Annotated in this window: 28 protein-coding genes; 16 read left to right on the forward strand and 12 right to left on the reverse strand. The window is 59.5% G+C overall.

Going from position 1 to position 25,709, the window contains the following annotated elements; all coding sequences use genetic code 11:
* The first annotated feature begins 71 nt into the window (after positions 1-71).
* The 9 genes from sdhC to G505_RS0106545 all read left to right on the forward strand — a co-directional run bounded on the left by sdhC (position 72) and on the right by G505_RS0106545 (position 10,154).
* Positions 72-446, forward strand: a complete 375-nt coding sequence (sdhC, locus tag G505_RS0106505; RefSeq protein WP_028108840.1) for a succinate dehydrogenase cytochrome b556 subunit — start codon at positions 72-74, stop codon at positions 444-446.
* Positions 440-787 carry a succinate dehydrogenase, hydrophobic membrane anchor protein gene (sdhD, locus tag G505_RS0106510; protein WP_028108841.1) on the forward strand — a complete coding sequence of 116 codons (348 nt, stop codon included), beginning with the start codon at positions 440-442 and terminating at the stop codon, positions 785-787. The genes sdhC and sdhD overlap by 7 nt, the downstream gene beginning before the upstream one ends.
* A complete protein-coding gene (sdhA, locus tag G505_RS0106515; protein WP_028108842.1) occupies positions 788-2,542 on the forward strand; it encodes a succinate dehydrogenase flavoprotein subunit in 1,755 nt (584 codons plus the stop codon).
* A gap of 13 nt (positions 2,543-2,555) precedes the next feature.
* A complete protein-coding gene (locus G505_RS0106520; protein ID WP_028108843.1) occupies positions 2,556-3,263 on the forward strand; it encodes a succinate dehydrogenase iron-sulfur subunit in 708 nt (235 codons plus the stop codon).
* A gap of 192 nt (positions 3,264-3,455) precedes the next feature.
* Positions 3,456-6,269 carry a 2-oxoglutarate dehydrogenase E1 component gene (sucA, locus tag G505_RS0106525; RefSeq protein WP_028108844.1) on the forward strand — a complete coding sequence of 938 codons (2,814 nt, stop codon included), beginning with the start codon at positions 3,456-3,458 and terminating at the stop codon, positions 6,267-6,269.
* Positions 6,270-6,289: 20 nt separating this feature from the next.
* Complete coding sequence (gene odhB / locus G505_RS0106530) at positions 6,290-7,492, forward strand: 2-oxoglutarate dehydrogenase complex dihydrolipoyllysine-residue succinyltransferase (protein ID WP_028108845.1); 1,203 nt, start codon at positions 6,290-6,292, stop codon at positions 7,490-7,492.
* 93 nt (positions 7,493-7,585) lie between these two features.
* A complete protein-coding gene (sucC, locus tag G505_RS0106535) occupies positions 7,586-8,752 on the forward strand; it encodes an ADP-forming succinate--CoA ligase subunit beta (protein WP_028108846.1) in 1,167 nt (388 codons plus the stop codon).
* Positions 8,752-9,624 carry a succinate--CoA ligase subunit alpha gene (gene sucD / locus G505_RS0106540; protein WP_028108847.1) on the forward strand — a complete coding sequence of 291 codons (873 nt, stop codon included), beginning with the start codon at positions 8,752-8,754 and terminating at the stop codon, positions 9,622-9,624. The genes sucC and sucD overlap by 1 nt, the downstream gene beginning before the upstream one ends.
* Positions 9,625-9,965: 341 nt before the next feature.
* Complete coding sequence (locus G505_RS0106545; protein ID WP_028108848.1) at positions 9,966-10,154, forward strand: hypothetical protein; 189 nt, start codon at positions 9,966-9,968, stop codon at positions 10,152-10,154.
* Between the two features lie 43 nt (positions 10,155-10,197).
* Here G505_RS0106545 and G505_RS0106550 read toward each other — a convergent pair whose 3' ends face one another.
* A complete protein-coding gene (locus G505_RS0106550) occupies positions 10,198-11,268 on the reverse strand; it encodes an energy transducer TonB (RefSeq protein WP_028108849.1) in 1,071 nt (356 codons plus the stop codon).
* Positions 11,269-11,501: 233 nt separating this feature from the next.
* Here G505_RS0106550 and G505_RS0106555 point away from each other — a divergent pair, with 233 nt between their 5' ends.
* On the forward strand, positions 11,502-11,804 hold the full coding sequence (locus G505_RS0106555; RefSeq protein WP_028108850.1) for a hypothetical protein: 303 nt from the start codon (positions 11,502-11,504) through the stop codon (positions 11,802-11,804).
* Between the two features lie 63 nt (positions 11,805-11,867).
* Here G505_RS0106555 and G505_RS0106560 read toward each other — a convergent pair whose 3' ends face one another.
* From G505_RS0106560 to G505_RS23005, 4 genes are all read right to left on the reverse strand, one after another.
* Positions 11,868-13,091 carry an NADH:flavin oxidoreductase/NADH oxidase family protein gene (locus G505_RS0106560; protein ID WP_028108851.1) on the reverse strand — a complete coding sequence of 408 codons (1,224 nt, stop codon included), beginning with the start codon at positions 13,089-13,091 and terminating at the stop codon, positions 11,868-11,870.
* 80 nt (positions 13,092-13,171) lie between these two features.
* The gene (locus G505_RS0106565) at positions 13,172-13,765 is read right to left on the reverse strand and encodes a TetR/AcrR family transcriptional regulator (protein ID WP_028108852.1); all 594 of its coding nucleotides are present in this window, start codon (positions 13,763-13,765) and stop codon (positions 13,172-13,174) included.
* Positions 13,766-13,825: 60 nt separating this feature from the next.
* Positions 13,826-14,173, reverse strand: coding sequence for a DUF1904 family protein (locus tag G505_RS0106570; protein WP_028108853.1), 348 nt, complete (start codon positions 14,171-14,173; stop codon positions 13,826-13,828).
* A gap of 55 nt (positions 14,174-14,228) precedes the next feature.
* A complete protein-coding gene (locus G505_RS23005) occupies positions 14,229-14,438 on the reverse strand; it encodes a hypothetical protein (RefSeq protein WP_157509080.1) in 210 nt (69 codons plus the stop codon).
* Positions 14,439-14,544: 106 nt separating this feature from the next.
* Between G505_RS23005 and napF the strand changes: the two genes are divergently transcribed.
* From napF to G505_RS0106595, 5 genes are read left to right on the forward strand one after another with little or no spacing between them, the layout of a single operon-like run.
* Positions 14,545-15,030 carry a ferredoxin-type protein NapF gene (napF, locus tag G505_RS22695; protein WP_084643888.1) on the forward strand — a complete coding sequence of 162 codons (486 nt, stop codon included), beginning with the start codon at positions 14,545-14,547 and terminating at the stop codon, positions 15,028-15,030.
* Positions 15,023-15,265: a chaperone NapD gene (locus G505_RS22700; protein WP_035385143.1), complete on the forward strand. Its 243-nt coding sequence runs from the start codon at positions 15,023-15,025 to the stop codon at positions 15,263-15,265. The genes napF and G505_RS22700 overlap by 8 nt, the downstream gene beginning before the upstream one ends.
* 25 nt (positions 15,266-15,290) lie before the next feature.
* Positions 15,291-17,783, forward strand: coding sequence for a nitrate reductase catalytic subunit NapA (napA, locus tag G505_RS0106585; protein ID WP_028108856.1), 2,493 nt, complete (start codon positions 15,291-15,293; stop codon positions 17,781-17,783).
* A 50-nt stretch (positions 17,784-17,833) separates the two neighbouring features.
* Positions 17,834-18,280 (forward strand): nitrate reductase cytochrome c-type subunit, encoded by a 447-nt coding sequence (locus tag G505_RS0106590; protein WP_035385144.1) that lies wholly within the window; start codon positions 17,834-17,836, stop codon positions 18,278-18,280.
* A gap of 3 nt (positions 18,281-18,283) precedes the next feature.
* A complete protein-coding gene (locus tag G505_RS0106595; protein WP_028108858.1) occupies positions 18,284-18,895 on the forward strand; it encodes a NapC/NirT family cytochrome c in 612 nt (203 codons plus the stop codon).
* Positions 18,896-19,000: 105 nt separating this feature from the next.
* Here G505_RS0106595 and G505_RS0106600 read toward each other — a convergent pair whose 3' ends face one another.
* The 5 genes from G505_RS0106600 to G505_RS20765 all read right to left on the reverse strand — a co-directional run bounded on the left by G505_RS0106600 (position 19,001) and on the right by G505_RS20765 (position 22,445).
* Positions 19,001-19,654, reverse strand: a complete 654-nt coding sequence (locus tag G505_RS0106600; protein ID WP_028108859.1) for a DsbA family oxidoreductase — start codon at positions 19,652-19,654, stop codon at positions 19,001-19,003.
* 171 nt (positions 19,655-19,825) lie between these two features.
* A complete protein-coding gene (locus G505_RS0106605; protein WP_028108860.1) occupies positions 19,826-20,620 on the reverse strand; it encodes a CLCA_X family protein in 795 nt (264 codons plus the stop codon).
* A gap of 242 nt (positions 20,621-20,862) precedes the next feature.
* Positions 20,863-21,222, reverse strand: coding sequence for a DUF952 domain-containing protein (locus G505_RS0106610; protein ID WP_028108861.1), 360 nt, complete (start codon positions 21,220-21,222; stop codon positions 20,863-20,865).
* 125 nt (positions 21,223-21,347) lie between these two features.
* Positions 21,348-21,959, reverse strand: coding sequence for a peroxiredoxin-like family protein (locus tag G505_RS20760; protein ID WP_035385145.1), 612 nt, complete (start codon positions 21,957-21,959; stop codon positions 21,348-21,350).
* 90 nt (positions 21,960-22,049) lie between these two features.
* On the reverse strand, positions 22,050-22,445 hold the full coding sequence (locus tag G505_RS20765) for a hypothetical protein (protein ID WP_051215941.1): 396 nt from the start codon (positions 22,443-22,445) through the stop codon (positions 22,050-22,052).
* Between the two features lie 96 nt (positions 22,446-22,541).
* On the opposite strand from G505_RS20765, the gene G505_RS0106625 reads away from it, so the two are divergent.
* Positions 22,542-23,135 (forward strand): DUF938 domain-containing protein, encoded by a 594-nt coding sequence (locus G505_RS0106625; RefSeq protein ID WP_035385146.1) that lies wholly within the window; start codon positions 22,542-22,544, stop codon positions 23,133-23,135.
* Here the strand turns inward: G505_RS0106625 and G505_RS0106630 are convergent.
* Entirely contained in the window at positions 23,120-24,277 is a 1,158-nt protein-coding gene (locus G505_RS0106630; protein ID WP_028108863.1) for a GNAT family N-acetyltransferase, read from the reverse strand. The two genes, G505_RS0106625 and G505_RS0106630, sit on opposite strands and share 16 nt — an antisense overlap.
* A 180-nt stretch (positions 24,278-24,457) precedes the next feature.
* A complete protein-coding gene (gene sstT, locus G505_RS0106635; RefSeq protein ID WP_028108864.1) occupies positions 24,458-25,678 on the reverse strand; it encodes a serine/threonine transporter SstT in 1,221 nt (406 codons plus the stop codon).
* Positions 25,679-25,709: the final 31 nt, after the last annotated feature.

The following is a 25,709-nucleotide window of genomic DNA, read 5'->3' on the forward strand; positions in this document are numbered from 1 at the left end:
AGGAGTAGGGACGGATGTCCCAATTTCGGTGGAAATAACAAAAAGTGCTCAATGGAGCTGAGTGAGCAGCTGTGAATAAGCAAAGACCTGTGTACCTGGATCTGAGCCAGATTCAGTTTCCCGCCACGGCGATAGCGTCGATTCTGCATCGTGTCAGTGGTGTCATCACCTTCGTCGCCCTTGCCATCCTGCTATGGCTTCTGGCCACTTCCCTGAGCGGTGCTCAAGGATTTGCCCAGGTTCAATCCTATTTCCAGACGTTCTTCGTCAAATTCATCGTGTGGGGAATCCTAACCGCGTTGGCGTATCACGCCATCGGCGGCATTCGTCACCTGTTCCAGGACCTGGGACACTTTGAAGAGATGGAGTCCGGCAACGCGTCCGCCAAGGCCAGCTTTGTCATAACTCTGGTGGTATCCGTTCTGGCAGGAGCCTGGTTATGGTAAAGAATGCCGCGACATTTGGACGCAGCGGCGTCCAGGATTTCGTTCTGATTCGAGCCAGCGCTCTGGTGATGCTGGCTTACGTCCTGTTTCTGGTGGGTTACCTGGTGACCTCCCCCTCACTGACGTTCGACACCTGGCAGGGGCTGTTCGCCTCTGTGGGCATGAAAGTGTTCACCCTTTTGGCGCTGTTCAGCGTATTAATTCACGGGTGGATTGGTATGTGGCAGGTGGCCACAGACTACATCAAGCCCGCCAAGCTTCGTGCTTTTATCCTGTTTGTGATCAACGTTGTCCTGCTGGCCTACCTGGCCACCGGTGTTGTTATTCTGTGGGGTGTGTAAGTGAGTATTCCAGTACGCGAATTTGACGCTATCGTCATCGGTGCCGGCGGCGCAGGCATGCGCGCAGCACTGCAAATTTCTCAGGAGGGCAAATCCTGTGCCCTGCTGTCCAAAGTGTTTCCGACCCGTTCCCATACCGTATCCGCTCAGGGCGGCATCACGGTGGCGCTGGGCAATGCCCACGAGGATAACTGGGAATGGCACATGTACGACACCGTCAAGGGCTCCGATTACATCGGCGACCAGGACGCCATCGAATATATGTGCAAGACCGGCCCGGAAGCCATCATCGAGATGGAGAACATGGGCCTGCCGTTCAGCCGCTTCGACAACGGCAAGGTGTATCAGCGACCCTTCGGCGGCCAGTCGAAGAACTTCGGCGGCGAGCAGGCAGCCCGGACCGCGGCCGCGGCCGACCGTACCGGTCACGCCCTGCTGCACTGTCTGTATCAGCAGAACGTCAAGAACAAGACCGAAGTCTACTCCGAGTGGTACGCCCTGGATCTGGTGAAGAACCAGGACGGTGCCGTGGTGGGGGCCACCGCCATCGACATCGAAACCGGCGAGATTGTGTTCTTCAAGGCCAAGGCCACCGTGCTGGCCACCGGCGGCGCCGGCCGCATCTATGCCTCCACCACCAACGCCCACATCAACACCGGTGACGGTGTCGGCATGGCCCTGCGCGCCGGTGTTCCGGTTCAGGACATGGAGATGTGGCAGTTCCACCCCACCGGCATCGCCGGCGCCGGGGTACTGGTGACCGAAGGCTGTCGGGGTGAAGGCGGTTACCTGCTGAATAAGGATGGCGAGCGCTTTATGGAGCGCTACGCTCCTAACGCCAAGGACCTGGCCGGCCGCGATGTGGTGGCCCGCTCCATCATGACCGAGATCCGCGAAGGCCGCGGCTGCGATGGCCCCTGGGGGCCCCACGCCAAGCTGAAGCTGGACCATCTGGGTGAAGAGGTGCTGGAATCGCGCCTGCCGGGTATCTGTGAACTGTCCCGTACCTTCGCTCACGTTGATCCGGTGAAGGAGCCGATTCCGGTGATCCCCACCTGTCACTATATGATGGGCGGGGTACCCACCAACGTGAACGGCCAGGTGATCGGCCTGGGCGACAAGCCGGTTCAGGGTCTGTTTGCCGTGGGTGAGATCGCCTGTGTGTCGGTACACGGCGCCAACCGCCTCGGCGGCAATTCCCTGCTGGATCTGGTGGTCTTTGGTCGCGCGGCCGGTAAGCACCTGGGTGAAACCCTGGCAGCTCAAACCGAAGCCCGTGACGCCTCAGAGTCTGACATCGATGCCTCCCTGGCTCGCCTCAACCGTTGGGAGAACAACCAGAGCGGCGAAGATCCGAACCAGATCCGTAAGGACCTGCAGAACTGCATGCAGCTCAACTTCTCGGTATTCCGCCAGGGCGAAGCCATGGCCGAGGGGCTCCAGGAGCTCAAGACCATTAAGGCCCGCCTGGAGAATGCCAAGCTCAACGACCGCTCCAAGGCGTTCAACACCAACCGCATCGAGTGCCTGGAACTGGATAATCTGATGGAGACCGCCCTGGCCACCGCCGAGGCAGCCAACTTCCGCACCGAGAGCCGCGGTGCCCACTCTCGTGAAGATTTCACCGAGCGGGATGACGGCAACTGGCTGTGCCACTCCCTGTATGACCCCATCACAGGCGAGATGTCCAAACGTGACGTGAACATGACGCCCAAGCTGCGGGAAGCCTTCCCGCCCAAGAAGCGTACCTACTAAGGAGTGACAGGGAATGAGTTTGCAAGTTTCTGTCTACCGCTATAACCCGGAGACTGACGCCAAGCCCACCATGCAGGATTACACCCTGGACCTGCCGGAAGGCAAGGACATGATGGTGCTGGACGTGCTGATGATGCTCAAGGAGCAGGATCCCGGGCTGACTTTCCGCCGCTCCTGCCGTGAGGGCGTGTGTGGCTCCGACGGCCTGAACATGAACGGTAAGAACGGTCTGGCCTGTATCACCCCCATCTCCGCCTTCAACGGCAAGAAGCTGGTGATTCGTCCGTTGCCGGGCATGCCGGTGATTCGCGACCTGGTGGTGGACCTCAGCCTGTTCTACAAGCAGTACGAGAAGGTGAAGCCCTACCTTATCAACGACGATAAGAATCCAGGCCGTGAGCACCTGCAATCCCCGGAAGAGCGTGAAAAGCTCGATGGGCTGTATGAGTGCATCCTGTGCGCCTGCTGCTCCACCGCCTGCCCCTCCTTCTGGTGGAACCCGGACAAGTTTGTCGGCCCCAGCGGCCTGTTGCACGCCTACCGCTTCCTGGTGGACAGCCGCGACACCGCCACCGACGAGCGCCTGGCAGAGCTGGATGACGCCTTCAGCGTGTTCCGCTGCCACGGCATCATGAACTGCGTGAACGTTTGCCCCAAGGGTCTGAACCCCACCAAGGCGATCGGTCACATCAAGTCAATGTTGCTGCAACGGGCGGTGTAATGATGCAACGCGTTGTTTATCGTTGTATTTGATATCAAGGTCACCTCTTCGGCTGCGAAGAGCGTGACCTTTTTGTATAGTGCTCTAACGCCCCGAATCGATAAAATACGACTAAAGGGCAGTGGTAAAAACAATAACAATGCCTTAGAAAGGCAACAGGTATAACCAGGCTTGGTTGATAAAGGAATACAGATGCAACAAGGCTCACTGCAGGACTGGCTGGACAGCTCCCATCTAGCCGGTGCCAACGCAAGTTACATCGAAGAGCTGTACGAACTCTACCTGGACGAACCAGAAGAGGTATCGCAACAGTGGCGTGAGATCTTCGACCGGTTGCCCACCAACGGAGCGGGCCAGGAGGCGAATCACCGTCGCATCCAGGACTACTTCCGTCAGGTAGCCATGGAGCAGACCAGTTCGGTGAAGACCGCCGTCGACCCTGAACTGACCGCAAAGCAGGTTAAGGTCCTGCAGATCATCAACGCATACCGTTTCCGTGGCCACCAGGCTGCCGACCTGGATCCCCTGGGTCTGTGGAAACGTGACCCTGTCCCCGAACTGACCCCAGAATTCCACGGTCTCACCGACACCGACATGGAGCGCGAATTCAACATCGGCTCCTACGCGTCGGCCAGCGGTGACACCATGAAGCTGTCCAAGCTGCTGGACGCCCTGAAAGCCACCTACTGTGGTTCCATCGGCGCCGAGTACATGCACATCACCTCCACCGAGGAGAAGCGATGGATTCAGCAGCGCCTGGAGCCCATCTCCGGCAAGGCCAGTTTCGACGGCGAACACAAGAAGCGGATCCTGGCTGGCCTCAACGCCGCCGAAGGTCTGGAGAAGTACCTGGGGGCCAAGTTCCCCGGTGCCAAGCGCTTCTCCCTGGAGGGCGGTGATGCCCTGATCCCCATGATGCGCGAGCTGATCTACCGCGCCGGTCACCATGACACCAAAGAGGTGGTGGTGGGCATGGCGCACCGTGGCCGCCTCAACGTGCTGGTGAACGTACTGGGCAAGAAGCCCCAGAATCTGTTCGACGAGTTCGCCGGCAAGCACGATGAGACCCTGGGCAGTGGTGACGTTAAGTACCACCAGGGTTTCTCTTCCGACTTCGCCACCCCGGACGGCAACGTCCACCTGGCCCTGGCTTTCAACCCCTCTCACCTGGAGATCGTGAATCCGGTGGTGATGGGCTCTGTGCGCGCCCGTATGGACCGCCTGGGCTGTGAGAACGGCCAGAAGGTGATGCCAGTGACCATCCATGGCGACTCCGCCATCGCCGGTCAGGGGGTGGTCCAGGAAACCTTCAACATGTCCAAGACCCGCGGCTTCAGCGTCGGCGGCAGCGTGCGGGTGGTGATCAACAATCAGGTGGGCTTCACCACCTCTAACCCGGAAGATACCCGCTCCACCGAGTACTGCACCGACATCGCCAAGATGGTGCAGGCCCCCATCTTCCACGTGAACGCCGACGACCCGGAAGCGGTGGCCTTCGTTGCCCAACTGGCGGTGGATTACCGCCACGAGTTTGGTCGTGACGTGGTGATCGACCTCATCTGCTACCGTCGACACGGTCACAACGAGGCGGATGAGCCCAACGCCACTCAGCCTCTGATGTACCAGAAGATCAAGAAGCACCCCACTCCCCGCAAGGTGTACGCCGATCGCCTCATCGACAGTCAGGTGATGAGCCCGGAAGAGGTCACCGAGCAGATCAACGCCTATCGTGAACTGCTGGACCAGGGCGAGTGTGTGGTACCCGAGTGGCGCACCATGGAAGCCCACTCTGTCGACTGGAGCCCCTTCCTGGGGCACGACTGGAACTCTGAGTACCAGTCCCAGGTTCCTATGCCCAAGCTGACTGAGCTGGCCAAGGCCATTTGTGATGTGCCCGAAGCCCATAAGCTGCAATCCCGGGTGGCCAAGACCTACAAGGACCGCCAGCTGATGGCGGCCGGTGAGAAGCCGCTGGATTGGGGGATGGCCGAGACCCTGGCCTACGCCACTCTGCTGGATACGGGCACCCGCATCCGCCTGACCGGTCAGGATTCCGGCCGGGGCACCTTCTTCCACCGCCACGCGGTGCTGCACAACCAGGACGATGCCACCACCTACATGCCGTTGCGCCACCTGCGTGACGGCCAGGGCACCATCGAGATCTACGACTCGGTGCTGTCCGAGGAGGCGGTGCTGGCGTTCGAGTACGGTTACGCCACCGCCGAGCCGGCGACCCTGACCATGTGGGAAGCCCAGTTTGGTGACTTCGCTAACGGTGCCCAGGTGGTGATCGACCAGTTCCTCAGCTCCGGTGAGCAGAAGTGGGGCCGTCTGTGCGGCTTGACCATGTTGCTGCCGCACGGCTATGAGGGGCAGGGCCCCGAGCACTCCTCGGCCCGACTGGAGCGCTTCCTGCAGATGTGTGCCGACCACAACATGCAGGTGTGTGTGCCCTCCACCCCGGCCCAGGTGTATCACATGCTGCGCCGTCAGAGCGTCCGCCCCATGCGTCGCCCCCTGGTGGTGATGTCGCCCAAGTCATTGCTGCGTCATCCTTTGGCGGTGAGCGACCTGGGGGAGCTGGCCAACGGCACCTTCCAGAACGTCATCGGCGAGATGGATGAGCTGGATCCCAAGGCGGTGAACCGGGTGGTATTCTGCTCCGGTAAGGTCTACTTCGACCTGCTGGAGAAGCGTCGTCGCAGTGAACTGACCGACGTGGCCCTGATTCGGGTCGAGCAGCTCTACCCCTTCCCACACGAAGAGATGGCCAAGGTGCTCGCAGACTACCAGCACGTGACCGATTTCGTCTGGTGCCAGGAGGAACCCCAGAACCAGGGGGCCTGGTATTCCAGTCAGCACCATTTCTGGCAGGCGATCCCCTCCGGGGCGAACCTGACTTACGCGGGCCGTCAGGCCTCCGCGGCCCCGGCGGTGGGTTACCCCTCTGTCCATAACAAACAACAACAGGCGCTGGTGAATGCCGCCCTGAATATTGAAGAATAATTGCACAAGGAAAGGTTCAGATGAGCATCGAAATTAAAGTCCCCGTACTGCCAGAGTCAGTCGCCGATGCCTCCATTGCCACATGGCACGTCCAGCCCGGTGAAAGCGTCAGCCGCGACCAAAACCTGGTGGACATCGAAACCGACAAAGTGGTACTGGAAGTGGTGGCGCCGGAAGATGGCACCATCAGCGAGATCATTCACGCCGAGGGAGACACCGTTCTGGCGGAGCAGGTGATCGCCATGTTCAAGGCCGGCGCCGCACCCGGCGCCGAGGTGACCAAAGAGGAAGCCCAGGCCAAGGCGGAAACCCCGGCGGCCGCCGCCGACGAGGGCGATGCCAATGACGCGCTGAGCCCTTCGGTCCGCCGCCTGATCGCCGAGCACAACCTGGAGGCTGCTCAGATCAAGGGCACCGGCGTTGGCGGTCGCATCTCCAAAGAGGATGTGGAAGCCTTCCTCAAGTCCAAGCCCGCCGCCGCCCCGGTCGCAGCCGAGTCAGCCCCTGCGGTTGAGCTCAATGGCCGCACCGACAAGCGGGTGCCGATGACCCGTCTGCGTAAGCGCATCGCCGAGCGTCTGCTGGAGGCCAAGAACTCCACCGCCATGCTGACCACCTTCAATGAGGTCAACATGCAGCCGATCATGGTGCTGCGTAAGCAGTATCAGGACATTTTCGAGAAGCGCCACGGCATTCGCCTGGGCTTCATGTCCTTCTACGTAAAAGCCGTGGTCGAGGCGCTCAAGCGCTACCCCCAGGTCAACGCCTCCCTGGATGGCGATGACATGGTGTACCACAACTACTTCGACATCAGCATCGCCGTGTCCACCCCTCGTGGTCTGGTGACGCCGGTGCTGCGTGACGCCGACAAGCTGTCTGTGGCCGAGATCGAGAAAGGCATCAAAGAGCTGGCCATCAAGGGCCGCGACGGCAAGCTGACTGTGGAGGAGCTCTCCGGCGGCAACTTCACCATCACCAACGGTGGTGTGTTCGGCTCGCTGATGTCCACCCCCATCATTAACCCGCCTCAGAGTGCCATCCTGGGGATGCACGCCATCAAGGATCGCCCCATGGCGGTCAATGGCCAGGTTGAGATCCTGCCGATGATGTATCTGGCCCTGTCCTATGACCACCGGGTCATCGATGGCAAGGAGTCTGTGGGCTTCCTGGTGACCATCAAGGAGCTGTTGGAAGATCCGACGCGTCTGCTGTTGGACATCTAATACCAAAATGCGACCGCACCGGCTGTCGGTGCGGTCACCCCATGCCTGGTCGGAGTACGACCGGAATAACAAGACGTTATATGGATAGAACATATGAATCTGCATGAGTATCAAGCTAAGCAGCTGTTCGCTGAGTACGGCCTGCCCGTATCTGAGGGTTACGCCTGTGACACCCCTCAGGAAGCTGCTGAAGCCGCCGACAAGATTGGCGGCGACAAGTGGGTCGTTAAGTGCCAGGTGCACGCCGGTGGCCGTGGTAAGGCCGGTGGTGTAAAGCTGGCGTCCAGCAAGGAAGAGATCCGCGAGTTCGCTCAGAACTGGCTGGGCAAGAACCTGGTGACCTACCAGACCGACGCCAACGGCCAGCCCGTGGCCAAGATCCTGGTGGAGTCCTGCACCGACATCGCCAACGAACTCTATCTGGGCGCCGTGGTGGACCGCGGAACCCAGCGCATCGTCTTTATGGCCTCCACCGAAGGTGGCGTAGAGATTGAGAAGGTGGCGGAAGAGACTCCTGAACTGATCCACAAGGCCGCCATCGATCCCCTGGTGGGCCCTCAGCCTTACCAGGGCCGTGAACTGGCGTTCAAGCTGGGCCTCAAGGGTGACCAGATCAAGCAGTTCACCAAGATCTTCATGGGCCTGGGGCAGATGTTCCTGGACCTGGATTTCGCCCTGCTGGAGATTAACCCTCTGGTGATCACCGACCAGGGTGACCTGCACTGCCTGGACGGCAAGATCAACATCGACTCCAACGCCCTGTACCGTCAATCCTCCATTCGCGAGCTGCACGATCCCTCTCAGGAAGACGCTCGCGAAGCCCATGCGGCTCAGTGGGAGCTGAACTACGTGGCCCTGGACGGCAGCATCGGCTGCATGGTCAACGGCGCCGGACTGGCCATGGGCACCATGGACATCGTTAACCTGCACGGTGGTCAGCCTGCCAACTTCCTGGATGTGGGCGGCGGTGCCACCAAGGAGCGCGTTACCGAAGCGTTCAAGATCATCCTGTCCGACGCCAACGTGAAGGCGGTACTGGTGAACATCTTCGGCGGCATCGTCCGCTGTGATCTGATTGCCGAGGGCATCATCGGTGCCGTGGAAGAGGTGGGCGTCGAGGTGCCTGTGGTTGTTCGCCTGGAGGGCAACAACGCCGAGCTGGGCCAACAGCGCCTGGCCGAGTCTGGTCTGAATATCATCGCTGCCACCAGTCTGACCGACGCCGCGCAGCAAGTAGTGAAAGCCGCGGAGGGTCAGTAATGAGCGTTCTTATCAATAAAGACACCAAGGTGATCTGCCAGGGCTTCACCGGCGGTCAGGGGACCTTCCACTCCGAGCAGGCGATCGCCTATGGGACTCAGATGGTCGGTGGCGTGTCTCCAGGCAAGGGTGGCACCACCCACCTGGGTCTGCCGGTGTTCAACACCGTTCGTGAAGCGGTCGAGGTCACCGGCGCCACTGCCACCGTGATCTACGTACCGGCGCCTTTCTGCAAGGACGCCATCCTGGAAGCCATCGACGCTGGCATCGAGCTGATCGTCACCATCACCGAAGGCATTCCGACCCTGGATATGCTGGAAGTGAAGGTGAAGCTGGATCAGGCAGGCGTGCGCATGATTGGCCCCAATTGCCCAGGTGTCATCACCCCGGGTGAGTGCAAAATTGGCATCATGCCCGGTCACATCCACAAGCCTGGCAAAGTGGGCATCGTTTCCCGCTCCGGCACCCTGACCTATGAGGCGGTTAAGCAGACCACCGACGAAGGCTTCGGTCAGTCCACCTGTGTGGGCATCGGTGGTGACCCAATCCCGGGTTCCAACTTCATCGACGTGCTGGAGATGTTCGAGAAGGATCCGGCTACCGAGGCGATCGTGATGATCGGTGAGATTGGCGGTACCGCGGAAGAGGAGGCGGCCGCCTTCATCAAGGCCAACGTCACCAAACCTGTGGTCTCCTACATTGCCGGTGTGACCGCACCTCCAGGCAAGCGTATGGGCCACGCCGGCGCCATCATCGCCGGTGGTAAGGGTACCGCCGACGAGAAGTTTGCCGCCCTGGAAGACGCCGGTGTCAAGACCGTGCGTTCCCTGGCCGAGATCGGATCCGCCCTGCGCGAAATCACCGGTTGGTAATGCCAGTTTCATTAGGTAGATGTTCAATCTAATGCGACCAAGAAATTGTTCCAATTAAGGCGTAAGACGCCGCTGCTAGTGGCCCTAACAGTCAGTCTTACAACGCAGAGTGGAACAATTTAAGCCAGCAGTAGTGAACAGATATTGAGTAAAATTGGTGTCATCTGTCCCGTGTCAGTGCTCACTCACTGACCGGCACAGAGGCGGGCCCCGAAAGGGGCCCGTTTTTTTATGTCTGCGCTGTCGTGGCCAATCACCTCCAACTCATCCCGGGGGAGTTCAAGGCACGAGGCCAATGAGCCGGAAAAGGGGCGTCTGGGCGACCGGGAGGCAGTCTGAGTATGACGGTGGCGCAGGTGTTGTCGGCCAATGCCGGCTGTGCGTCCGAGTTTGGAGAGAGGCGAGCCCTGGTCATGCCCCGGCAGGAGCATTTGCCATTCTGGCCTGATTGGCTGCCCGGTTTCAGCCAATTTCTCGATCTGGCTGGCAGGGTGAGTGATGTGCCCTGGACCCAAAGTGCGGGGCGCTAGAAAAGAGCCAGCCCGGAGGCAGGCTCTCTCGATGGTTCCTCTTTTAACCTTTGCGTACCAGAAATTCCATTTTTACCTGGGTGTTGGCCGTCACCGGTTGGCCATCCTGGAACTTGGGGGCGTAGCGCCACTTCTTTACCGCTTTCTTGGTCTCTCTGACAAAGTCTTTGTGCCCCTCGCTCTCAAGCACCTTCATGTCGGTCACAAAGCCCTGTTTGTCGATGGTGATATCCAGGACGACGGAGCCGTTCTTACCGCGTTGAATGGCTGATTTGGTCCACCTTGGCTCCTGTCGAAAAAGAGGTTTCTGCTCCTGGTTGTTGTCCCAGGGTTTCATCTGGGCGATCGCCAGGCAGTGTGCGGTGGCATCGTCACTGCGACCGCTTTGCTCCAGCAGGGGGACCAGCCGGGAGTGGGCAGCCAGGGCATAGGGGTGGCTGTACTCCAGATCCTCCAGCAGTTCAATGACGGTGCCGAAATGCTCTATGGCGGCCTCATCTTCGCTGAACCCCTGGGCCCACAGGGCGTTGACGTATTCCGCCTCAACTCGCTCCAGGGTCTCCCTGGGGGCTTTCTCCTTGATGATCTCCAGGGCGTCACCGGCCAGGCTGCGACCTTTTCTGGCCAGCTGGCTGTCACGCATGCAGATGCGTGATGCTTCCAACATCAGATTGGCATAGGCCAGAGAGTCTTTCTCATAGACCTCTTCACCCAGGGCCAGCATGGCGTTGAGGTGGCTCTTGCGATGGTCGAAATCCGTTTCGATCAATCGCGCATAGATCTCCAGCAGCTTGTCACTCTCCTTGCCGTATGCTTTTTTGTAGCTTTTTAAAGCCTGCTTGAGCAGGGACGCCGCCTTCTCCTGTTCGTTGGGGGGCAGTTGCTTGGCCAGGTTAATGCCCAGGTTGGCGTAGTCGACGGAATCGACACCAAAGAGGTCGGCACCCAGTCGATAGGCTTCCCGGGCATGAGTCAGGGCAGACTGGAGGTCTTTGGCGTTGACGGCTTGCTGGTAGGCGTTGTAGGCCTGGTCAAATTCTGCGGAGCCTGCCACAGCCTTAAGTGGTGCACTCAGGGCCAGAGTCAGGGCAGCAATTGCTAGAGAGCGGTACATATGAACATCCTTGTTTTGAATTTAACCAAAAAATACTAAACAGATTCAGTCGAATGTAAAGAGAAACCGCTGCTGGAACATCCTTTTTCGCTCGAGTAAAAAGTTCCTTTTCTCTGCATCTTTTTTTGGGCTTTGCGCACCGTATTGCAGAGTTACCGTAAAAGCTGGTCCCAAGCGCCCATCACTGCTTTAATTGCACCATTAGCTCACTCAAATCCATATAAGGGATGAACATGTTTAAGACTTTGGTTAAGGCAGCCAGCACGGCGATTCTGGCTCTGGGCATGGCTGCGACGGCGCACGCGGCTCAGCTGCACAGCGGCGAAGTGGTGGAGACCATGAACGCCGGCGGTTACACCTATGTGCAGATTAAGGAAGAGGGCAAACTGGTTTGGGCCGCTGCGCCGGAGACCAAGGTGAAAAAGGGTGACAAGGTGGAGTTCGATGAGCAGATGAACCTGCCCAGCTTCGAGAGTAAGAGCCTGAAGCGCACCTTCTCTCCGATCATTTTCGCCGGCAAGATTGTGGTCAAGTAAGGCCAGACAGGCGGTAAAAAGCGGGGTCCTCTGGGACCCCGTTTCTGTTTGTGCTGCGCCAGTCTAGGCGCGGCGCTGGCGGAAGGCGTGGGCGCCGAGACGCCTGACGGTGCCCGCCACTGCCAGCCAGGCAGACAGATTGGGTTTGGGCGCCTTGCCATGGCCCATGCGTTCCAGCTGGAACTCATACCAGGTGATCCCCAGCATCGCCATGGCATCCACCCCTTTAAAGCCTGTGGTGGGTTCTTTGAAGCGAATCTCAAAGTCTGCATCGGCCATGGCACGGTTGGGCAGATCCGGCATCACCGACAGCGGCCGCGCCAGCCCCACCATGTCCACGGCGCCACTGGCCAGGGCCTGGTTCATCCCCCGGCTGCTGCGAAACCCTCCGGTGACCACCAGGGGTACAGAGACGCGGCGACGCACTTGCTCGGCGTATTCCAGGAAGTAGGCCTCTCTTGCCCGTGTCGAGGCTTTGCGGTTACCGGAGATCATCGCCGGCGCCTCGTAGGTGCCGCCGGAGATCTCAATCAGGTTGATCCCCTCTGCTTCCAGGGCCTCGACCACCGCCATGGACTCCGCTTCGCTGAAGCCATCCTTCTGAAAGTCGGCGGAGTTCAGTTTGATGCCAACAGGGTAGTCATCGCCGACCTGGGCACGAATGGCCCGGTAGACCTCGAGCACGAAGCGCATCCTTTTTGAGGCATCGCCCCCCCAATCGTCTTCTCGCTGATTGTGACGAGGAGAGAGGAACTGGCTTACCAGGTAGCCGTGTGCGCCGTGGATCTGCACGCCATCGAAACCCGTCTCTTTGGCCAGTCGGGCCGACCTAGCAAAGGCGCCGATGGTCTGAACAATCTCATCGTCGGTCATCGCCCTTGGGGTATTGAAGGATTTCTCCAGACCGCCGCCCAGGGGAATGGCAGAGGGCGCCAGAGGTTCCTTGCTGAGCATGGCGGGGATCTGCTTGCCCGGATGGTTCAGTTGCATCCAGATCTGACTGCCGTTGCTCCTGCCTGCGTCGGCCCAGGCGCGAAAGGCGCTCAGGTCACTGTGGTCGTCCAGCACCACGTTGGCCGGTTCGCCCAGGGCGGTTCTGTCCACCATCACGTTGCCGGTGACGGAGAGGCCGATGCCGCCGTCGGCCCAGGTGCGATACAGCCGGGGCAGGGCGGTGGTGGGGTTGTGATTGCGATCGCCCAATTGCTCGCTCATGGCGGATTTGAACAGGCGGTTGCTGAACTGGACCTCTGGAGTCAGTTGCAATGGGGTGGCGATATCAGTCATCCATCTCTCCTGCTAGACCGGTCGTCTATAAATTGATTTCAAAAAAGCGCAGCCTGGGCTGCGCCTGGTATTCATGGTGATTAGCGCAAGATGACCTTGAGCATCAGGGCCATATCCTGACGGAACCCTTGGGTGCTTCCCTGAAGTTTGATTCGAAGTAACCCGCCTTCCCATCTGTCCCAGAACAGCCTGGCCATCTGTTCGGCGGTCAGGTCCTGGCGCACCTCATGGCGTTGCTGCGCCTCCTCAAACTGTGAGGTGAGCCAGCTCTGCCAAAGGGTCCAGCCTCGCAGCATCGCCTGGGTGCACAGTTCACTCTGGCCCCCGACCTCGGCGGTCAGGTTACCCAGCATGCACCCTTTCTCCAGCCCCTCCTGCTCCAGCTTATCCAGGGTGAACTCTATAACAGCCAGTAATCTCTCCATGGGCGCCAGGCCCGGCTGGTCCGTCACCTGCTTCAACTGACTCACGTACTGGTCGATGTAATAGTGAATCACCTCGGCAGCAAACTGCTCTTTGCTGTCGAAGTAGTGGTAGAAGGAGCCTTTGGGGATCTTCACCCTGTCCAGGATCTGTTTCAGGCCGGTGCCGTGATAGCCCTGTTCACTGAGCAGGGTAACGCCCGCCTCCAGCAAAGGTTGCCGATTGTGATCGCTTCGTCTTGGTCTTGCCATGCTTGTATTATATGACCGGTCGTCTAGAAATGTGAAGCCCAAAGTTTAGAGTCATCTAAACTAGCCGAAATGGTTGCCATTTTCGTAGTATTTGAAGGGATCGAGCGGGTAAAACCGAACACAGACATCCAGCTCCTTCTCCTCCCCTCTTAACCGGTTGCGCACCGCATCTGTGATGATTTCAGCCACTCTGTCCTGGATCTGCTGGCCACGCTCAAACCATTGAACGTCAATGAATGGGTAGCGATTTGCATCCATCTTGTCGTCAAAAATGAACTCTGTGGGCAACAGCTCAATGGTGAAATGGTCCCGGGGGCAGCCCACCACCTCGGCCAATTGGTCCACCAGGGCCTCGCTCATGTGCATCACTTGCTGACGCTCCATTCCACTGATTCTGATATGGGGCATCCCTCTCTCCTGTTTTTTGGTTGGTCGCTCTACCGGCATTGTAGGCGTTAGCCGGTCAGATTTCATCGGTCGTTACAGAGGGGAACACACCAGCGATGCCGGAACCAACTTCGCCTTGCGGGTCGCGAAAGTGGCGGAAAAATGTGAAATCTGTTGGCTTTGGTGGTGGCGAAGTGTGTCCGGGTGCAAAAATGTGATTGTTTTGTGAACTCAAAAGGCAACTGAAACAAGCAGTTTTATTGATGAGGATCAAGCGAGACTTCATCTATTTCCTAATGGGTATATCCCCATCGTTAACCCAGCGGTTACATTGCACACGAGTTTGAAGAATTCTCGGGCGCGAGCCCGATTTATTTGACTGGGACAACAAGATGGCACGTTCTCCGCTGTGGCGCAGAGCCACCGGCCGCAAGGCTCAGGTTCTGCGAATGCCACATCTGGTTTCAGAGGAAGAGTTTATTGACGGCTGCACGCGCTGTCACCAATGCCTCTCCTCCTGTGAAACCGGCGTCATCGTTATCGGCGATGGGGGCTTCCCCGAGCTGGACTTTGACAAGGCGGAGTGCAGCTTTTGTGGACATTGCGCCAAGGCTTGTGGGGAAGCCCTTTTTCAGGATTCGGAGCACTCCCCCTGGCCCTACCGCGTGGCACTGGACGACACCTGCCTAACCTTGCAGGGCATTGAGTGTCGCAGCTGTGCAGACGCATGCGATATGGCCGCCATCAGCTTCAAGCCGACAATTGGTATCTCTCATCCGGTTCTCTCAACGGCTTGCAATGGTTGCGGAGCCTGTCTACCTCGTTGTCCCAGTCAATCCCTCTCTTTGCAGATACCCAAGGAGTCTGCCCATGACTGAACACATCTGTTCATTGGTGGTGAATACCCAGCCGGAAAAACGGTTCGTGGTGGAATCCCGTCTCAATGAGCTGCCCGGAGTCAGCGTCGAGGTCAACGACCCCTCCGGCAAGATGGTGGTCCTGCTGACACACACACATCAAAACTCCCAGGTGGAGTGCATTGACCAGATCAAAGGGTTGCAGGGTGTAGGCGCAACCTCCCTGATCTATCACCAAAAAATTTCTAACGACTGACCGTAAAAGGTTCAAGGAATAGATGATGAAACTATCACGTCGAGACTTTGTAAAAGCGCAAGCCATCGCGGCCGGCGCTGCTGCGGCTAACCTGGCTGTTCCCGCTGCTGCTAAGGGGATCATCGCCACCCGCAACGACGACACCATTGTTTGGGATAAGGCGCCTTGCCGTTTCTGTGGCACCGGCTGCTCCGTTCTGGTGGGCACCAACCAGGGTAAGGTGGTGGCGGTTCAGGGCGACCCACAGGCGCCGGTGAACCGCGGCCTGACCTGCATCAAGGGCTACTTCCTGCCCAAGATCATGTACGGAAAGGACCGTCTGACTCAGCCCATGCTGCGTAAGAGCAACGGCAAGTACGACAAAAATGGTGAGTTTACTCCGGTCTCCTGGGATGAGGCCTTCGACGTGATGGCCGACAAGTTCAAAGCGGCCCTGAAAGAGAAGGGCCCGACCTCTGTGGGCATGTTCGGCTCCGGTCAGTGGACAGTGTGGGAAGGGTACGCCGCCGCCAAGCTGTACAAGGCCGGTTTCCGCTCCAACAACATCGATCCCAATGCGCGCCACTGTATGGCTTCCGCTGTGGGTGGCTTCATGCGCACCTTCGGCATCGATGAGCCCATGGGCTGCTACGACGACCTGGAGCAGGCCGATGCCTTCGTTCTCTGGGGCTCCAACATGGCGGAGATGCACCCCATCCTGTGGTCGCGCCTCAGCGCCCGCAAGCTCTCTGCCGAGCATGTGAAGGTGGCGGTACTCTCCACCTATGAGCACCGCAGCTTCGAGCTGGCGGATAACCCCATGGTGTTCACCCCACAGACGGATCTGGCGATCCTCAACTTCATCGCCAACTACATCATTCAGAATGACAAGGTGAACCACGACTTCGTCAACAAGCACACCAACTTCCGTAAGGGGATCACCGACATCGGCTACGGCCTGCGCCCCGAGCATCCTCTGGAGAAGGCGGCGAAGAACCCCGGCAAGGGCGGCTCCGAAGCCATTGATTTCGAGCAGTTTAAGAAGTTTGTTGCCGACTACGACGTCGACACCGTAGCCAAGCTCTCCGGTGTGGAAGCGGACAAGCTGATCGCCCTGGCGGAGCTGTACGCCGACCCCAACCGCAAAGTGGTCTCCTATTGGACCATGGGCTTTAACCAGCACACCCGTGGCGTGTGGGCCAACAACCTGGTGTACAACATCCATCTGCTCACCGGTAAGATCTCCCAGCCCGGCAACGGCCCCTTCTCCCTGACTGGCCAGCCCTCCGCCTGTGGCACCGCCCGGGAAGTGGGCACCTTCGCTCACCGTCTGCCCGCAGACATGGTGGTGAAGAACCCCAAACACCGCGCCTACTCAGAGAAGATCTGGAAGCTGCCCGAGGGCACCATTCCGCCTAAGCCCGGATACCACGCCGTGTTGCAGGACCGCATGCTCAAGGATCGCAAGCTCAATGCCTACTGGGTGATGTGCAACAACAACATGCAGGCCGGTCCCAATATCAACGAAGAGCGCCTGCCGGGCTACCGAGATCCCGCCAACTTCGTGGTGGTGTCCGACCCTTACCCAACGGTGACCGCCATGGCCGCCGACCTGATCCTGCCCACCGCCATGTGGGTGGAGAAGGAGGGTGCCTACGGCAACGCCGAGCGTCGTACCCAGTTCTGGTATCAGCAGGTGAAGGCGCCGGGCGAAGCCAAGTCTGATCTGTGGCAACTGGTGGAGTTCTCCAAGCGCTTCAAAGTGGAAGAGGTGTGGCCCGAAGAGCTGCTGGCCCAGAAGCCCGAATACCGTGGCAAGACCCTGTTCGACGTCCTCTACGCCAATGGCCAGGTGAACCAGTACGGCCTGGATGAAGTCCCTGCCGAGCGCCTGAACGACGACGCCCGCGCCGCCGGCTTCTACATCCAGAAGGGGCTGTTCGAGGAGTACGCCACTTTCGGTCGTGGCAAGGCCCACGATCTGGCCGACTTCGACACCTACCATCAGGTGCGCGGCCTGCGCTGGCCGGTGGTCAACGGTCAGGAGACCAAGTGGCGCTTCAAAGAGGGTGCCGATCCCTATGTGAAGGCGGGCAGCGATTTCCAATTCTATGGCAAGCCAGACGGCAAGGCGGTGATTTTCGCGCTGCCCTTCGAGCCTGCGGCAGAGTCTCCGGATGGCGAGTTTGACCTGTGGCTCTCCACCGGTCGGGTTCTGGAGCACTGGCATACCGGCACCATGACCCAGCGGGTCCCCGAGCTGTACAAGGCGTTCCCCGATGCTGTGGTCTTTATGCACCCACTGGATGCCAAGGAGCGCGGCCTGCGCCGTGGCGACAAGGTGATGGTGAGTTCTCGTCGCGGCGAGGTGGAGACCGTGGTGGAAACCCGTGGCCGCAACAAGCCGCCTCGTGGTCTGGTCTTTATGCCCTTCTTCGACGCCAGCACCCTGGTCAACAAACTGACTCTGGATGCCACCGACCCGCTGTCGAAGGAGACCGACTACAAGAAGTGCGCCGTCAAGGTGCGTAAGGCCTGATTGAGAGATGGGCCCTGAGGGGCCCCTTGCCAAAAGAATTGGAGAACACCATGAAACTTCGAATTGCCCTGTGTGGCGCACTTCTGCTTCCCCTGGTGGCCATTGCCGCCGAAGAACACCAGTTTGGCATGCGTTCAGATGTGCCCCTGGAGGAAACCAACAAGGCGCCGGGACTGAAGAAGGTCTTGAAGGAGATCGACCGCCAGGCACTGAACTACGTAAACCAGCCGCCTCTGGTGCCCCACAAAGTTCAGGGGTATCAGATCACCCAGTCCACCAACCGCTGCCTGCAATGTCACGACGTGGACAACTACCTGACCACCGGTGCGCCTCGGGTCAGCCCAACCCACTTTACCGATCGTGACGGCATCGTGCTGCCGCATGTGGCGCCTCGTCGCTACCTGTGCCTGCAGTGCCATGTGACCCAGGCGGATGCCAAGCCTCCGGTGGCCAACACCTTCGAAGGCCTGGGCCAGTTTGCCAAAGATAAGGAGTAAGCCATGAAATTACCTGGCTTTATCGGGCGTATTTGGGGCTGGCTCCGCCGCCCCAGTGGCAAGGCGCTGGGCAGCCTGCTGCTGGTGGGTTTTGTCGGCGGCATCATGTTCTGGGGTGCGTTCAATACCGGCATGGAGATGACCAACCGTGAAGAGTTCTGCATCGGTTGTCACGAGATGGAGGCGAATGTCTACGAGGAGTACGTTACCACCATCCACTACAACAACCGCAGTGGCGTGCGTGCCACCTGTCCGGACTGCCACGTGCCTAAGGACTGGACCCATAAGATGGTGCGGAAAATTCAGGCCTCCAAGGAGTTGTGGGGTAAGGCGATCGGCATCGTAGACACACCGAAGAAATTCAGTGATCACCGTCTGGTTATGGCGGAGCGGGAGTGGGCGCGGATGCGCAAAACCGACTCCCAGGAGTGCCGTAACTGCCATAACTTTGAGTTTATGGACTTTACCGAGCAGAAAGGGGTGGCCGGTCGCATGCACGCTTCCGCCAGCGAGCAGGGCAAGACCTGCATCGACTGTCATAAAGGCATCGCCCACAAACTGCCGGAGAACTATGAGGGCAATGACGCCATCTCTGAGACGCTGGCAGCGCACTAGCGTTTGAGAGTTCGGAATTTGGCCCGGAACCCAGTCAGTCGGGCCAAATAGACTAAGGGGGAATCCATTGGATTCCCCCTTGTTTTTGTGTGTTGCCTACGGGACTCAGGCGGCGCTGAGGTGACCGGCAATCTCCCGCAAATCATTGATGAAGGTCTCAACCGGCTGACCACCACTGATGATGTACTCATCGTTGATGATGAAAGCGGGGACCGAGGTGATGCCCAGGCGTACATACTTCATCTGGTCCTTACGAACCTCGTCGCCATACTGGTCGCTCTCCAGCACCTCTCTGGCCTCTGTGACGGCCAGGCCCGCGGCCTCGGCGCACTGAATCAGGGCGTCGTGGTCACTGGGGTTACCCCCATTGGTGAAATAGAGATGGAACAGGTGCTGCTGCAGGGCGGATTGTTTGCCCTTGAGTTCGGCCCAGTGGAGCAGACGATGGGCGTCGAAGGTGTTGTAGGTGGTGGGCTGGCGGTCCAGGTGCATCTCAAAACCCAGTCGGTTGGCCCGCTTGTCCAGCACCAACTGGTTTTGTCCGACCTGTGCGTCGGTAAAACCATATTTGTTTTTGAGATTTTCCGTTCGCGACTGGCCTTCTGGGCCCAGATGGGGATTGATCTCGAAGGGCTGCCAATGGATCTCGGCATCCAGTTCCCCTTCAAGCTCGGTCAGCGCCGTCTCGAGCGCCTTATAACCGATGATGCACCAGGGGCAGGTGACGTCCGAGACGATGTCGATACGCAGATGGTTCATTGCTTTATCACCAAATCAGGTTCGAAACTCCACACTACTGGGTAACATAGTGGGGGTCAATCGACCCATTCGCAGTATAGATTAACAATTTTTCACAATTGCTCGCAGGATCAAAGGCTGGCCTGAACTGGGATCATCGGCACATCAAAATAACCCGGTGCGTGATCAGGATCACTGACTGGAGAGGGCCTGGCCCAGAGGCTGGAAGTAACGGTGCACCATGGTGTTAATCAGCTGTAAATGGTCGGCCGTCGGGTAAGCACCCGCCTGGGCCAGCTTGCCCTGTTTGGTGCCGCTGACCAGATAGTGGTTCTTTATCTGGTGATCCTGAATGCAGGCTTCAAACGCCCTTGCCATCAGCTCGGTGGGTAGAGAGAAGTAGCGCCGTCCCAGTTGGTCATCCAGGGCCAGGGCGTTATCGACAAACTCTCCGTGGGCCTCTTTATCCGGGGCAAACACCGCATTAAACAGCTCTGACAACCTCTGATTCAACGGATGGGAGTGCATCGGCTGCTGCAGTAGCCACAGGTTGCTGGCAAACGCACTGGCCTTGGCGGGGGTGACAAAGGCCTTGGCGGCGATGTGATGGTCAAAGGCGTGCCAGTATTCGTGGGCCAGGGCGCCGGCGCCGGCGTTTTTGGCCAGGGCCAGGGTATGGGCGCCCGGTTCGTAGTGGGCCTGGCTGTGGGGACTGCCTCCGGTGCCGAAAGCCAGGTGCAACTTGCCCCTCAGTCCTATTACCTGGGGCGGCACATTGAGGATGTACGCCAGGTCCGCCATGGCGTCGAACACCAGGTTGGCGGCCAACTGTTGTTCACGTCGGGTCACCCATCGGCCCACCCTGACCCCGGCCAGGCCAAACTGGTCGCGGATCTCGGCGAAGGAGACATCGTCGCCACAGCGGTAGTCCGGACCGCGGCGAAAGTGCTGACGGTGCAGGGCACCTGGGGAGTGGTTGTCGTTCATGGGGGGATCTATACCCCACGGGGCGGTATCCGACAAGGGCTGGGTGCACCACAGCGGCACAGCTGGTGGGAGGAGCGGGCGAAAAGGCTGATGCTCAACGAGCCTACCGGGCATGGGAGACCCTCCATCACCATTCGATGCGGGCTGACTAAGGCGGTGATCGTCAGCATAGACGCCAAGGTGTTTGTCGGCCTAACCGGGAGGGGCAAGCCTGCCCCTCATGGGTGTAGGTACGCGTCTGGCTACTCCTGCAGAGTAAAACGACCGGTGTCTGACTGGTAGTCGAAGTGCAGCAGCTCGGTGACCATCTCCAGGGTCAACTGGGAGACCTTGGCGCAAGGCTGAGGCCAGGGTTTGTCGTCGGTGGCGTCAAACTCCTTGATGTACTCGGCGAGGCGGTCGCCGTCCAGCCGCAGTGCCAGGGGGTGATCGTCGGCACCGAAGTAGTGGCTGGTGACCTGTTCGAGGGACTGGTAGTAGTTCAGGTGGATGTGACCCTGGGCCTGATCGGCACCGCATAGGGGGATCAGACCGCTGTCCTGGGCTTGATGCCACTGGGACTGGGTAACCACTTTAAAAAGAGATGGGATCAACGGCTTCATGCTCCGTAAGACTCTCGGGAATTCAAGCTATCAGATCCGACCAACTTGGGGAAGCCCCACAGGCGGGAAACTCTCACGGGTGATACGGCCCTGGCGTAAAGCCGGGGCCAGCAGGTGTTAGATGATCACGGCTTGAGCATCAGTTTGGCGGCGGTCAGGATCAGCTCAGGGGCCACCCTGACTTTGTAATTGGGGTTGAGGTAGGAGAAGTGCACCAGGCCGTCGGCGTCCACCAGGTAAACCGCCGGAACCGGCAGCACCACCAGGTCCGAGCCCTGTTCGGTGACCAGGCGGCGGCCCATCTTGCCCCGGTAGGCGGCGGAAAGCTCTGGCGTCAGGGTGTAGGCCAGGCCGAAGGACTCGCTGGCCTGCAGGCTCCGGTCTGACAGCAGCAGGTAACCCGTGTCGCCCGGACCGTCCCGCAACTGCTCTGCGGGATCCGGAGAGATGGCCACGATCTGTACTCCCATGGATGCCAGCTGTGCTTCGATTTTCTTCAGGCCTGAGAGTTGGGCATTGCAGTAGGGGCACCAGCCACCGCGATAGAAGACCAGCAGTGACGGCTTTCCTTTCAGCCAGCCACTCAGAGGTTGGCTACGACCATCCAGGCCGGTCAGCGCGGGGGCGGGGATGGTCATGCCGTTGAGCAGAGGCGTGACCTGGGTCGGGGCCGGGGCGATGGCGGCATGCAACGGCAAGCTGAGCAGCAGGGCTGCGAAGAGTCCCCAAAGGTTCATGGTGAGTTCCTTGTTGTCTGTTGTCTTAATCAGGGGCGTGCGACCTGGGGCCGTCACGCCCCAACAGACCGGGGGAACTCACCCTCTATTTCATCCCTGCATCAGGCTTTGGCAGCGGGTTTTGTATTTACCCATCAACGGGCCGAGGGCGCTGGGGTCGGGCAGGCTGGCCAACTGCGCCTCTTTGGCCTGGGCGATGGCGGCTTTGGCCGGCTCCTGCCCGCCGAGGGCGGCGGCCTGCTGCTCCGCGGTAACGGCCGATAGTTGCAGCCGCTGTCCGACTGCCTGCATCTGTGGCGCATTCATGCCGGCAATGGCATTGGAGGCTATCTGGTAATAGGCGGCGCACTGAACCAGGCCATCCCATTGCTGCTGATCCTTGACGGACAGTTCGGGGGCATTCGCCTGAGTCTGGTTGACCATCACCGCACCGGCGCCGACCAGGCCAGCCAGGATCAATCCGGCAATCACGAGAGAGGACTTCATCATTTTCTTCCTTAGGGTGGTATGCTGAAGACCTTAATTGAGTGTGACCAAGATCGCAAATTCAGTAAAACTGCGATACCGATAACTGGAGTGTTCATGGAGCTGCCCTTCTCCCAATCCTGCGAAAACAACAAGGCGCCGATTCTGGCGGTGCTGAAACAGGCCCTGGCCCCCGCCACTCACGTGTTGGAGATAGGCAGTGGCACCGGTCAGCACGCGGTCTATTTCTGCGAACACCTCGCCCACCTGCAGTGGCAGCCCTCGGATCAGGGGGAGTACCTGACCGCGCTGAAGATGCGTCTGGAGCGCTTTCCCAAACCCAATCTGGGGCCGCCTCTGGAGCTGGATGTGACCGGATGCTGGCCGGCACAGAGCTTTGATGGGGTGTTCACCGCCAACACCTGCCACATCATGGCCTGGGAACAGGTGGTGCAGATGTGGCGGGGAGTGGGGCAGGTACTGCAGCCCGGAGGCCGCTTCTGCGTCTACGGCCCCTTCAATCGCAACGGCCGTTACACCAGCGACAGCAACGCCCAGTTTGATCAGTGGTTGATGCAGAGGGATCCCATGAGCGGCATCCGCGACCTGGAGGCGATGGAGGCCCAGGGGGAGAGTCAGGGGATGTCACTGGCGACCATCCATACCATGCCGGCCAATAATCTGCTGCTGGAGTTTCATAAGGCCTTGTAGGGCAGGGCGCTGCGATACAGCTTCATCAACTGCTCCAGTTGCCGCTGTTCCTGAAGTACCGCATCGGCCACCGCCTGATCAAACAGGGGGTGATAGAGCAGATGGTTGGAGTAGGTCCAGCAGGGTTCGAAGCCCCGGGTCAGCTTGTGTTCTCCCTGGGCGCCGGCGTCAAACAGGGCCAGGCCGTGATCGATGCAGTAGTCGATACCCTGGTAGTAGCACAGCTCGAAGTGCAGCCCCCGGTGTTCCCTGAGGCTGCCCCAGTAGCGGCCATAGAGGGCATCCTTCCCTTTGAGGTAGAGCGCGGCGGCGGACCACCGGCTCTGCTCCGCCTCCCTGGCCATCACCAGCACCGCCGCGTCGGGCAGGCGTTTGTGCAGCTCCTGAAAGAACGCCAGGTTGAGGTAGCCGAAGTGACCTGATCGTTTGGCGTAGGTGTGTTGGTAGCATTTTAGAAACTGCCGCCACAGGTCGTCGGTGATCTGTCCTCCTTCGAAGCGCTGAATCACCATATCGCTGCAGCCTTTGCGTTCCTTGAGGATGCTCTTGCGCTTGCGCGCGGTCAGTCCGGCAAGAAACGCGGTAAAACTCTCGTAGCCCCGGTTATGCCAGCGGAACTGGATATCTTTGCGCTGACGCCAGCCCTGACGCTCCAGTTTGTCGGACAACCCCTTTGGGGGAAACAGCCACTGCATGCCGGAGAGCCCCAGTTCCTGTCCCTGCTCCTTGAGGCTGTCGGACAGGGTCATCAGCAGCCACTCCTGGTCCACCTCATCGGCCGTGCCCAGCCTGGGGCCGGTCACCGGGGTAAAGGGGACGGCATTGATCCACTTGGGGTAGTAGTCCAGCCCATGAGCTTCATAGGCCCGGGCCCAGCTCCAGTCGAACACATACTCACCGAAGGAGTGCAGTTTGATGTAGCCGGGTAGGGCGGCAACCAGGCGCTCACCCTTTTCGATCAGCAGGTGCAGGGGCTTCCAGCCACTGCTCTTGCCCACGCAGCCGCTGACCTCCAGCGCCGCCAGGAAGCCATGGCACAGAAAGGGCTGGTCGCCGGGAAACAGGGCGTCCCAGCTCTGGGCGTCAATCTTGTCGATGGCATCGAGCCATCTCAGGGTGAAGGGGCCACAGTCCCTGGCCATGGGTGCTCCATCTGGTGACAGTGTCGGGTCGCCCCTTTTCGGGAGGCGGCTTCACGGCAGAGGCAGGCGCCGGTACCTACACCAAAGTTAGCACTCCCTAACCGGCTCTGTCAGCCCGGAGTCGGCACAGTAAAAAGGGGACTCCATGGAGTCCCCTGCATCATCCTAACCTGACTAGGGTTAACCGGCTTTACGCTCTGCTTCGCGGCAGGCGGCGGCGGTGAAGATCACGTCGGTGGAGCTGTTCAGGGCGGTCTCTGCAGAGTCCTGAATCACGCCGATGATGAAACCAACGGCCACCACCTGCATCGCCACATCATTGGAGATGCCGAACAGGCTGCAGGCCAGAGGGATCAGCAGCAGGGAGCCACCGGCCACGCCGGAGGCACCACAGGCGGACACCGCGGCGACGATGGAGAGCAGCAGGGCGGTGGGCAGATCGACCTGTACGCCCATGGTGTGCACGGCAGCCAGGGTCAGCACGGTGATGGTGATGGCGGCGCCAGCCATGTTGATGGTGGCCCCCAGGGGGATGGACACGGAGTAGGTGTCCTCATGCAGGTCCAGGCGCTTACACAGGTCCATGTTCACCGGTACGTTGGCGGCAGAACTGCGGGTAAAGAAGGCGGTCACACCGCTTTCACGCAGACACTGGAACACCAGCGGGAAGGGATTCTGGCGGGTCTTGACGTAGACAATGGATGGGTTGACCACCAGAGCGATGAACGCCATGGCCCCCAGCAGTACCGCCAGCAGGTGGGAGTAGCCAGCCAGGGCATCGAAGCCGGTGGTGGCGATGGTGTTGGCCACCAGGCCGAAGATGCCGATGGGGGCAAAGCGAATCACCACCTTCACAATGCTGGTGATCCCTTCGGAAACGTCGTGGAACACCTGCTTGGTGGCGTCGGTGGCTTTGTGCAGAGCCAGACCCAGAGCGATACCCCAGGCGAGGATGCCGATGAAGTTACCTGTCATCAGCGCGTTCACCGGGTTGTCTACTACCTTGAACAGCAGGGTGTTCAAAACTTCAGTGATCCCTTCCGGTGGGGCTACGGTGGCGTTATTGGTCACCAGGGCCAGGGTGGTGGGGAACATGAAGCTCAGCACCACTGCCGTCAGAGAGGCGGCGAAAGTGCCGAACAGGTAAAGCATGATGATCGGCTTCATGTTGGTGTGCTCTCCGCGCTTTTGATTAGCGATGGAGGAGGCCACCAGGATGAACACCAGGATCGGGGCCACGGCCTTCAGGGCGGACACAAACAGGCCGCCGAGGAAGCTCACGGACTTGGCGCTGTCTGGCGCGACCATGGCCAGGCCGACACCGGCGATGATGCCCACCAGGATCTGCAGGACCAGGCTGCCGCTTGCGATTTTCTTAAGTAGAGATTGCTGATTACTCATGATTTGCCTAACGCATTATTTTTATATTGGG

This window comes from Ferrimonas futtsuensis DSM 18154 (assembly GCF_000422645.1).
GTDB classification, from domain to species: domain Bacteria; phylum Pseudomonadota; class Gammaproteobacteria; order Enterobacterales; family Shewanellaceae; genus Ferrimonas; species Ferrimonas futtsuensis.

Excerpts from the sequence above, each read along its gene's own strand:
- sdhD (WP_028108841.1), top strand. The coding sequence starts at position 440 with ATGGTAAAGAATGCCGCGACATTTGGACGCAGCGGCGTCCAGGATTTC.
- G505_RS0106520 (WP_028108843.1), top strand. The coding sequence starts at position 2,556 with ATGAGTTTGCAAGTTTCTGTCTACCGCTATAACCCGGAGACTGACGCC.
- sucA (WP_028108844.1), top strand. The coding sequence starts at position 3,456 with ATGCAACAAGGCTCACTGCAGGACTGGCTGGACAGCTCCCATCTAGCC.
- odhB (WP_028108845.1), top strand. The coding sequence starts at position 6,290 with ATGAGCATCGAAATTAAAGTCCCCGTACTGCCAGAGTCAGTCGCCGAT.
- sucC (WP_028108846.1), top strand. The coding sequence starts at position 7,586 with ATGAATCTGCATGAGTATCAAGCTAAGCAGCTGTTCGCTGAGTACGGC.
- sucD (WP_028108847.1), top strand. The coding sequence starts at position 8,752 with ATGAGCGTTCTTATCAATAAAGACACCAAGGTGATCTGCCAGGGCTTC.
- G505_RS0106545 (WP_028108848.1), top strand. The coding sequence starts at position 9,966 with ATGACGGTGGCGCAGGTGTTGTCGGCCAATGCCGGCTGTGCGTCCGAG.
- G505_RS0106550 (WP_028108849.1), bottom strand. The coding sequence starts at position 11,268 with ATGTACCGCTCTCTAGCAATTGCTGCCCTGACTCTGGCCCTGAGTGCA.
- G505_RS0106555 (WP_028108850.1), top strand. The coding sequence starts at position 11,502 with ATGTTTAAGACTTTGGTTAAGGCAGCCAGCACGGCGATTCTGGCTCTG.
- G505_RS0106560 (WP_028108851.1), bottom strand. The coding sequence starts at position 13,091 with ATGACTGATATCGCCACCCCATTGCAACTGACTCCAGAGGTCCAGTTC.
- G505_RS0106565 (WP_028108852.1), bottom strand. The coding sequence starts at position 13,765 with ATGGCAAGACCAAGACGAAGCGATCACAATCGGCAACCTTTGCTGGAG.
- G505_RS0106570 (WP_028108853.1), bottom strand. The coding sequence starts at position 14,173 with ATGCCCCATATCAGAATCAGTGGAATGGAGCGTCAGCAAGTGATGCAC.
- G505_RS23005 (WP_157509080.1), bottom strand. The coding sequence starts at position 14,438 with ATGAAGTCTCGCTTGATCCTCATCAATAAAACTGCTTGTTTCAGTTGC.
- napF (WP_084643888.1), top strand. The coding sequence starts at position 14,545 with ATGGCACGTTCTCCGCTGTGGCGCAGAGCCACCGGCCGCAAGGCTCAG.
- G505_RS22700 (WP_035385143.1), top strand. The coding sequence starts at position 15,023 with ATGACTGAACACATCTGTTCATTGGTGGTGAATACCCAGCCGGAAAAA.
- napA (WP_028108856.1), top strand. The coding sequence starts at position 15,291 with ATGAAACTATCACGTCGAGACTTTGTAAAAGCGCAAGCCATCGCGGCC.
- G505_RS0106590 (WP_035385144.1), top strand. The coding sequence starts at position 17,834 with ATGAAACTTCGAATTGCCCTGTGTGGCGCACTTCTGCTTCCCCTGGTG.
- G505_RS0106595 (WP_028108858.1), top strand. The coding sequence starts at position 18,284 with ATGAAATTACCTGGCTTTATCGGGCGTATTTGGGGCTGGCTCCGCCGC.
- G505_RS0106600 (WP_028108859.1), bottom strand. The coding sequence starts at position 19,654 with ATGAACCATCTGCGTATCGACATCGTCTCGGACGTCACCTGCCCCTGG.
- G505_RS0106605 (WP_028108860.1), bottom strand. The coding sequence starts at position 20,620 with ATGAACGACAACCACTCCCCAGGTGCCCTGCACCGTCAGCACTTTCGC.
- G505_RS0106610 (WP_028108861.1), bottom strand. The coding sequence starts at position 21,222 with ATGAAGCCGTTGATCCCATCTCTTTTTAAAGTGGTTACCCAGTCCCAG.
- G505_RS20760 (WP_035385145.1), bottom strand. The coding sequence starts at position 21,959 with ATGAACCTTTGGGGACTCTTCGCAGCCCTGCTGCTCAGCTTGCCGTTG.
- G505_RS20765 (WP_051215941.1), bottom strand. The coding sequence starts at position 22,445 with ATGAAGTCCTCTCTCGTGATTGCCGGATTGATCCTGGCTGGCCTGGTC.
- G505_RS0106625 (WP_035385146.1), top strand. The coding sequence starts at position 22,542 with ATGGAGCTGCCCTTCTCCCAATCCTGCGAAAACAACAAGGCGCCGATT.
- G505_RS0106630 (WP_028108863.1), bottom strand. The coding sequence starts at position 24,277 with ATGGCCAGGGACTGTGGCCCCTTCACCCTGAGATGGCTCGATGCCATC.
- sstT (WP_028108864.1), bottom strand. The coding sequence starts at position 25,678 with ATGAGTAATCAGCAATCTCTACTTAAGAAAATCGCAAGCGGCAGCCTG.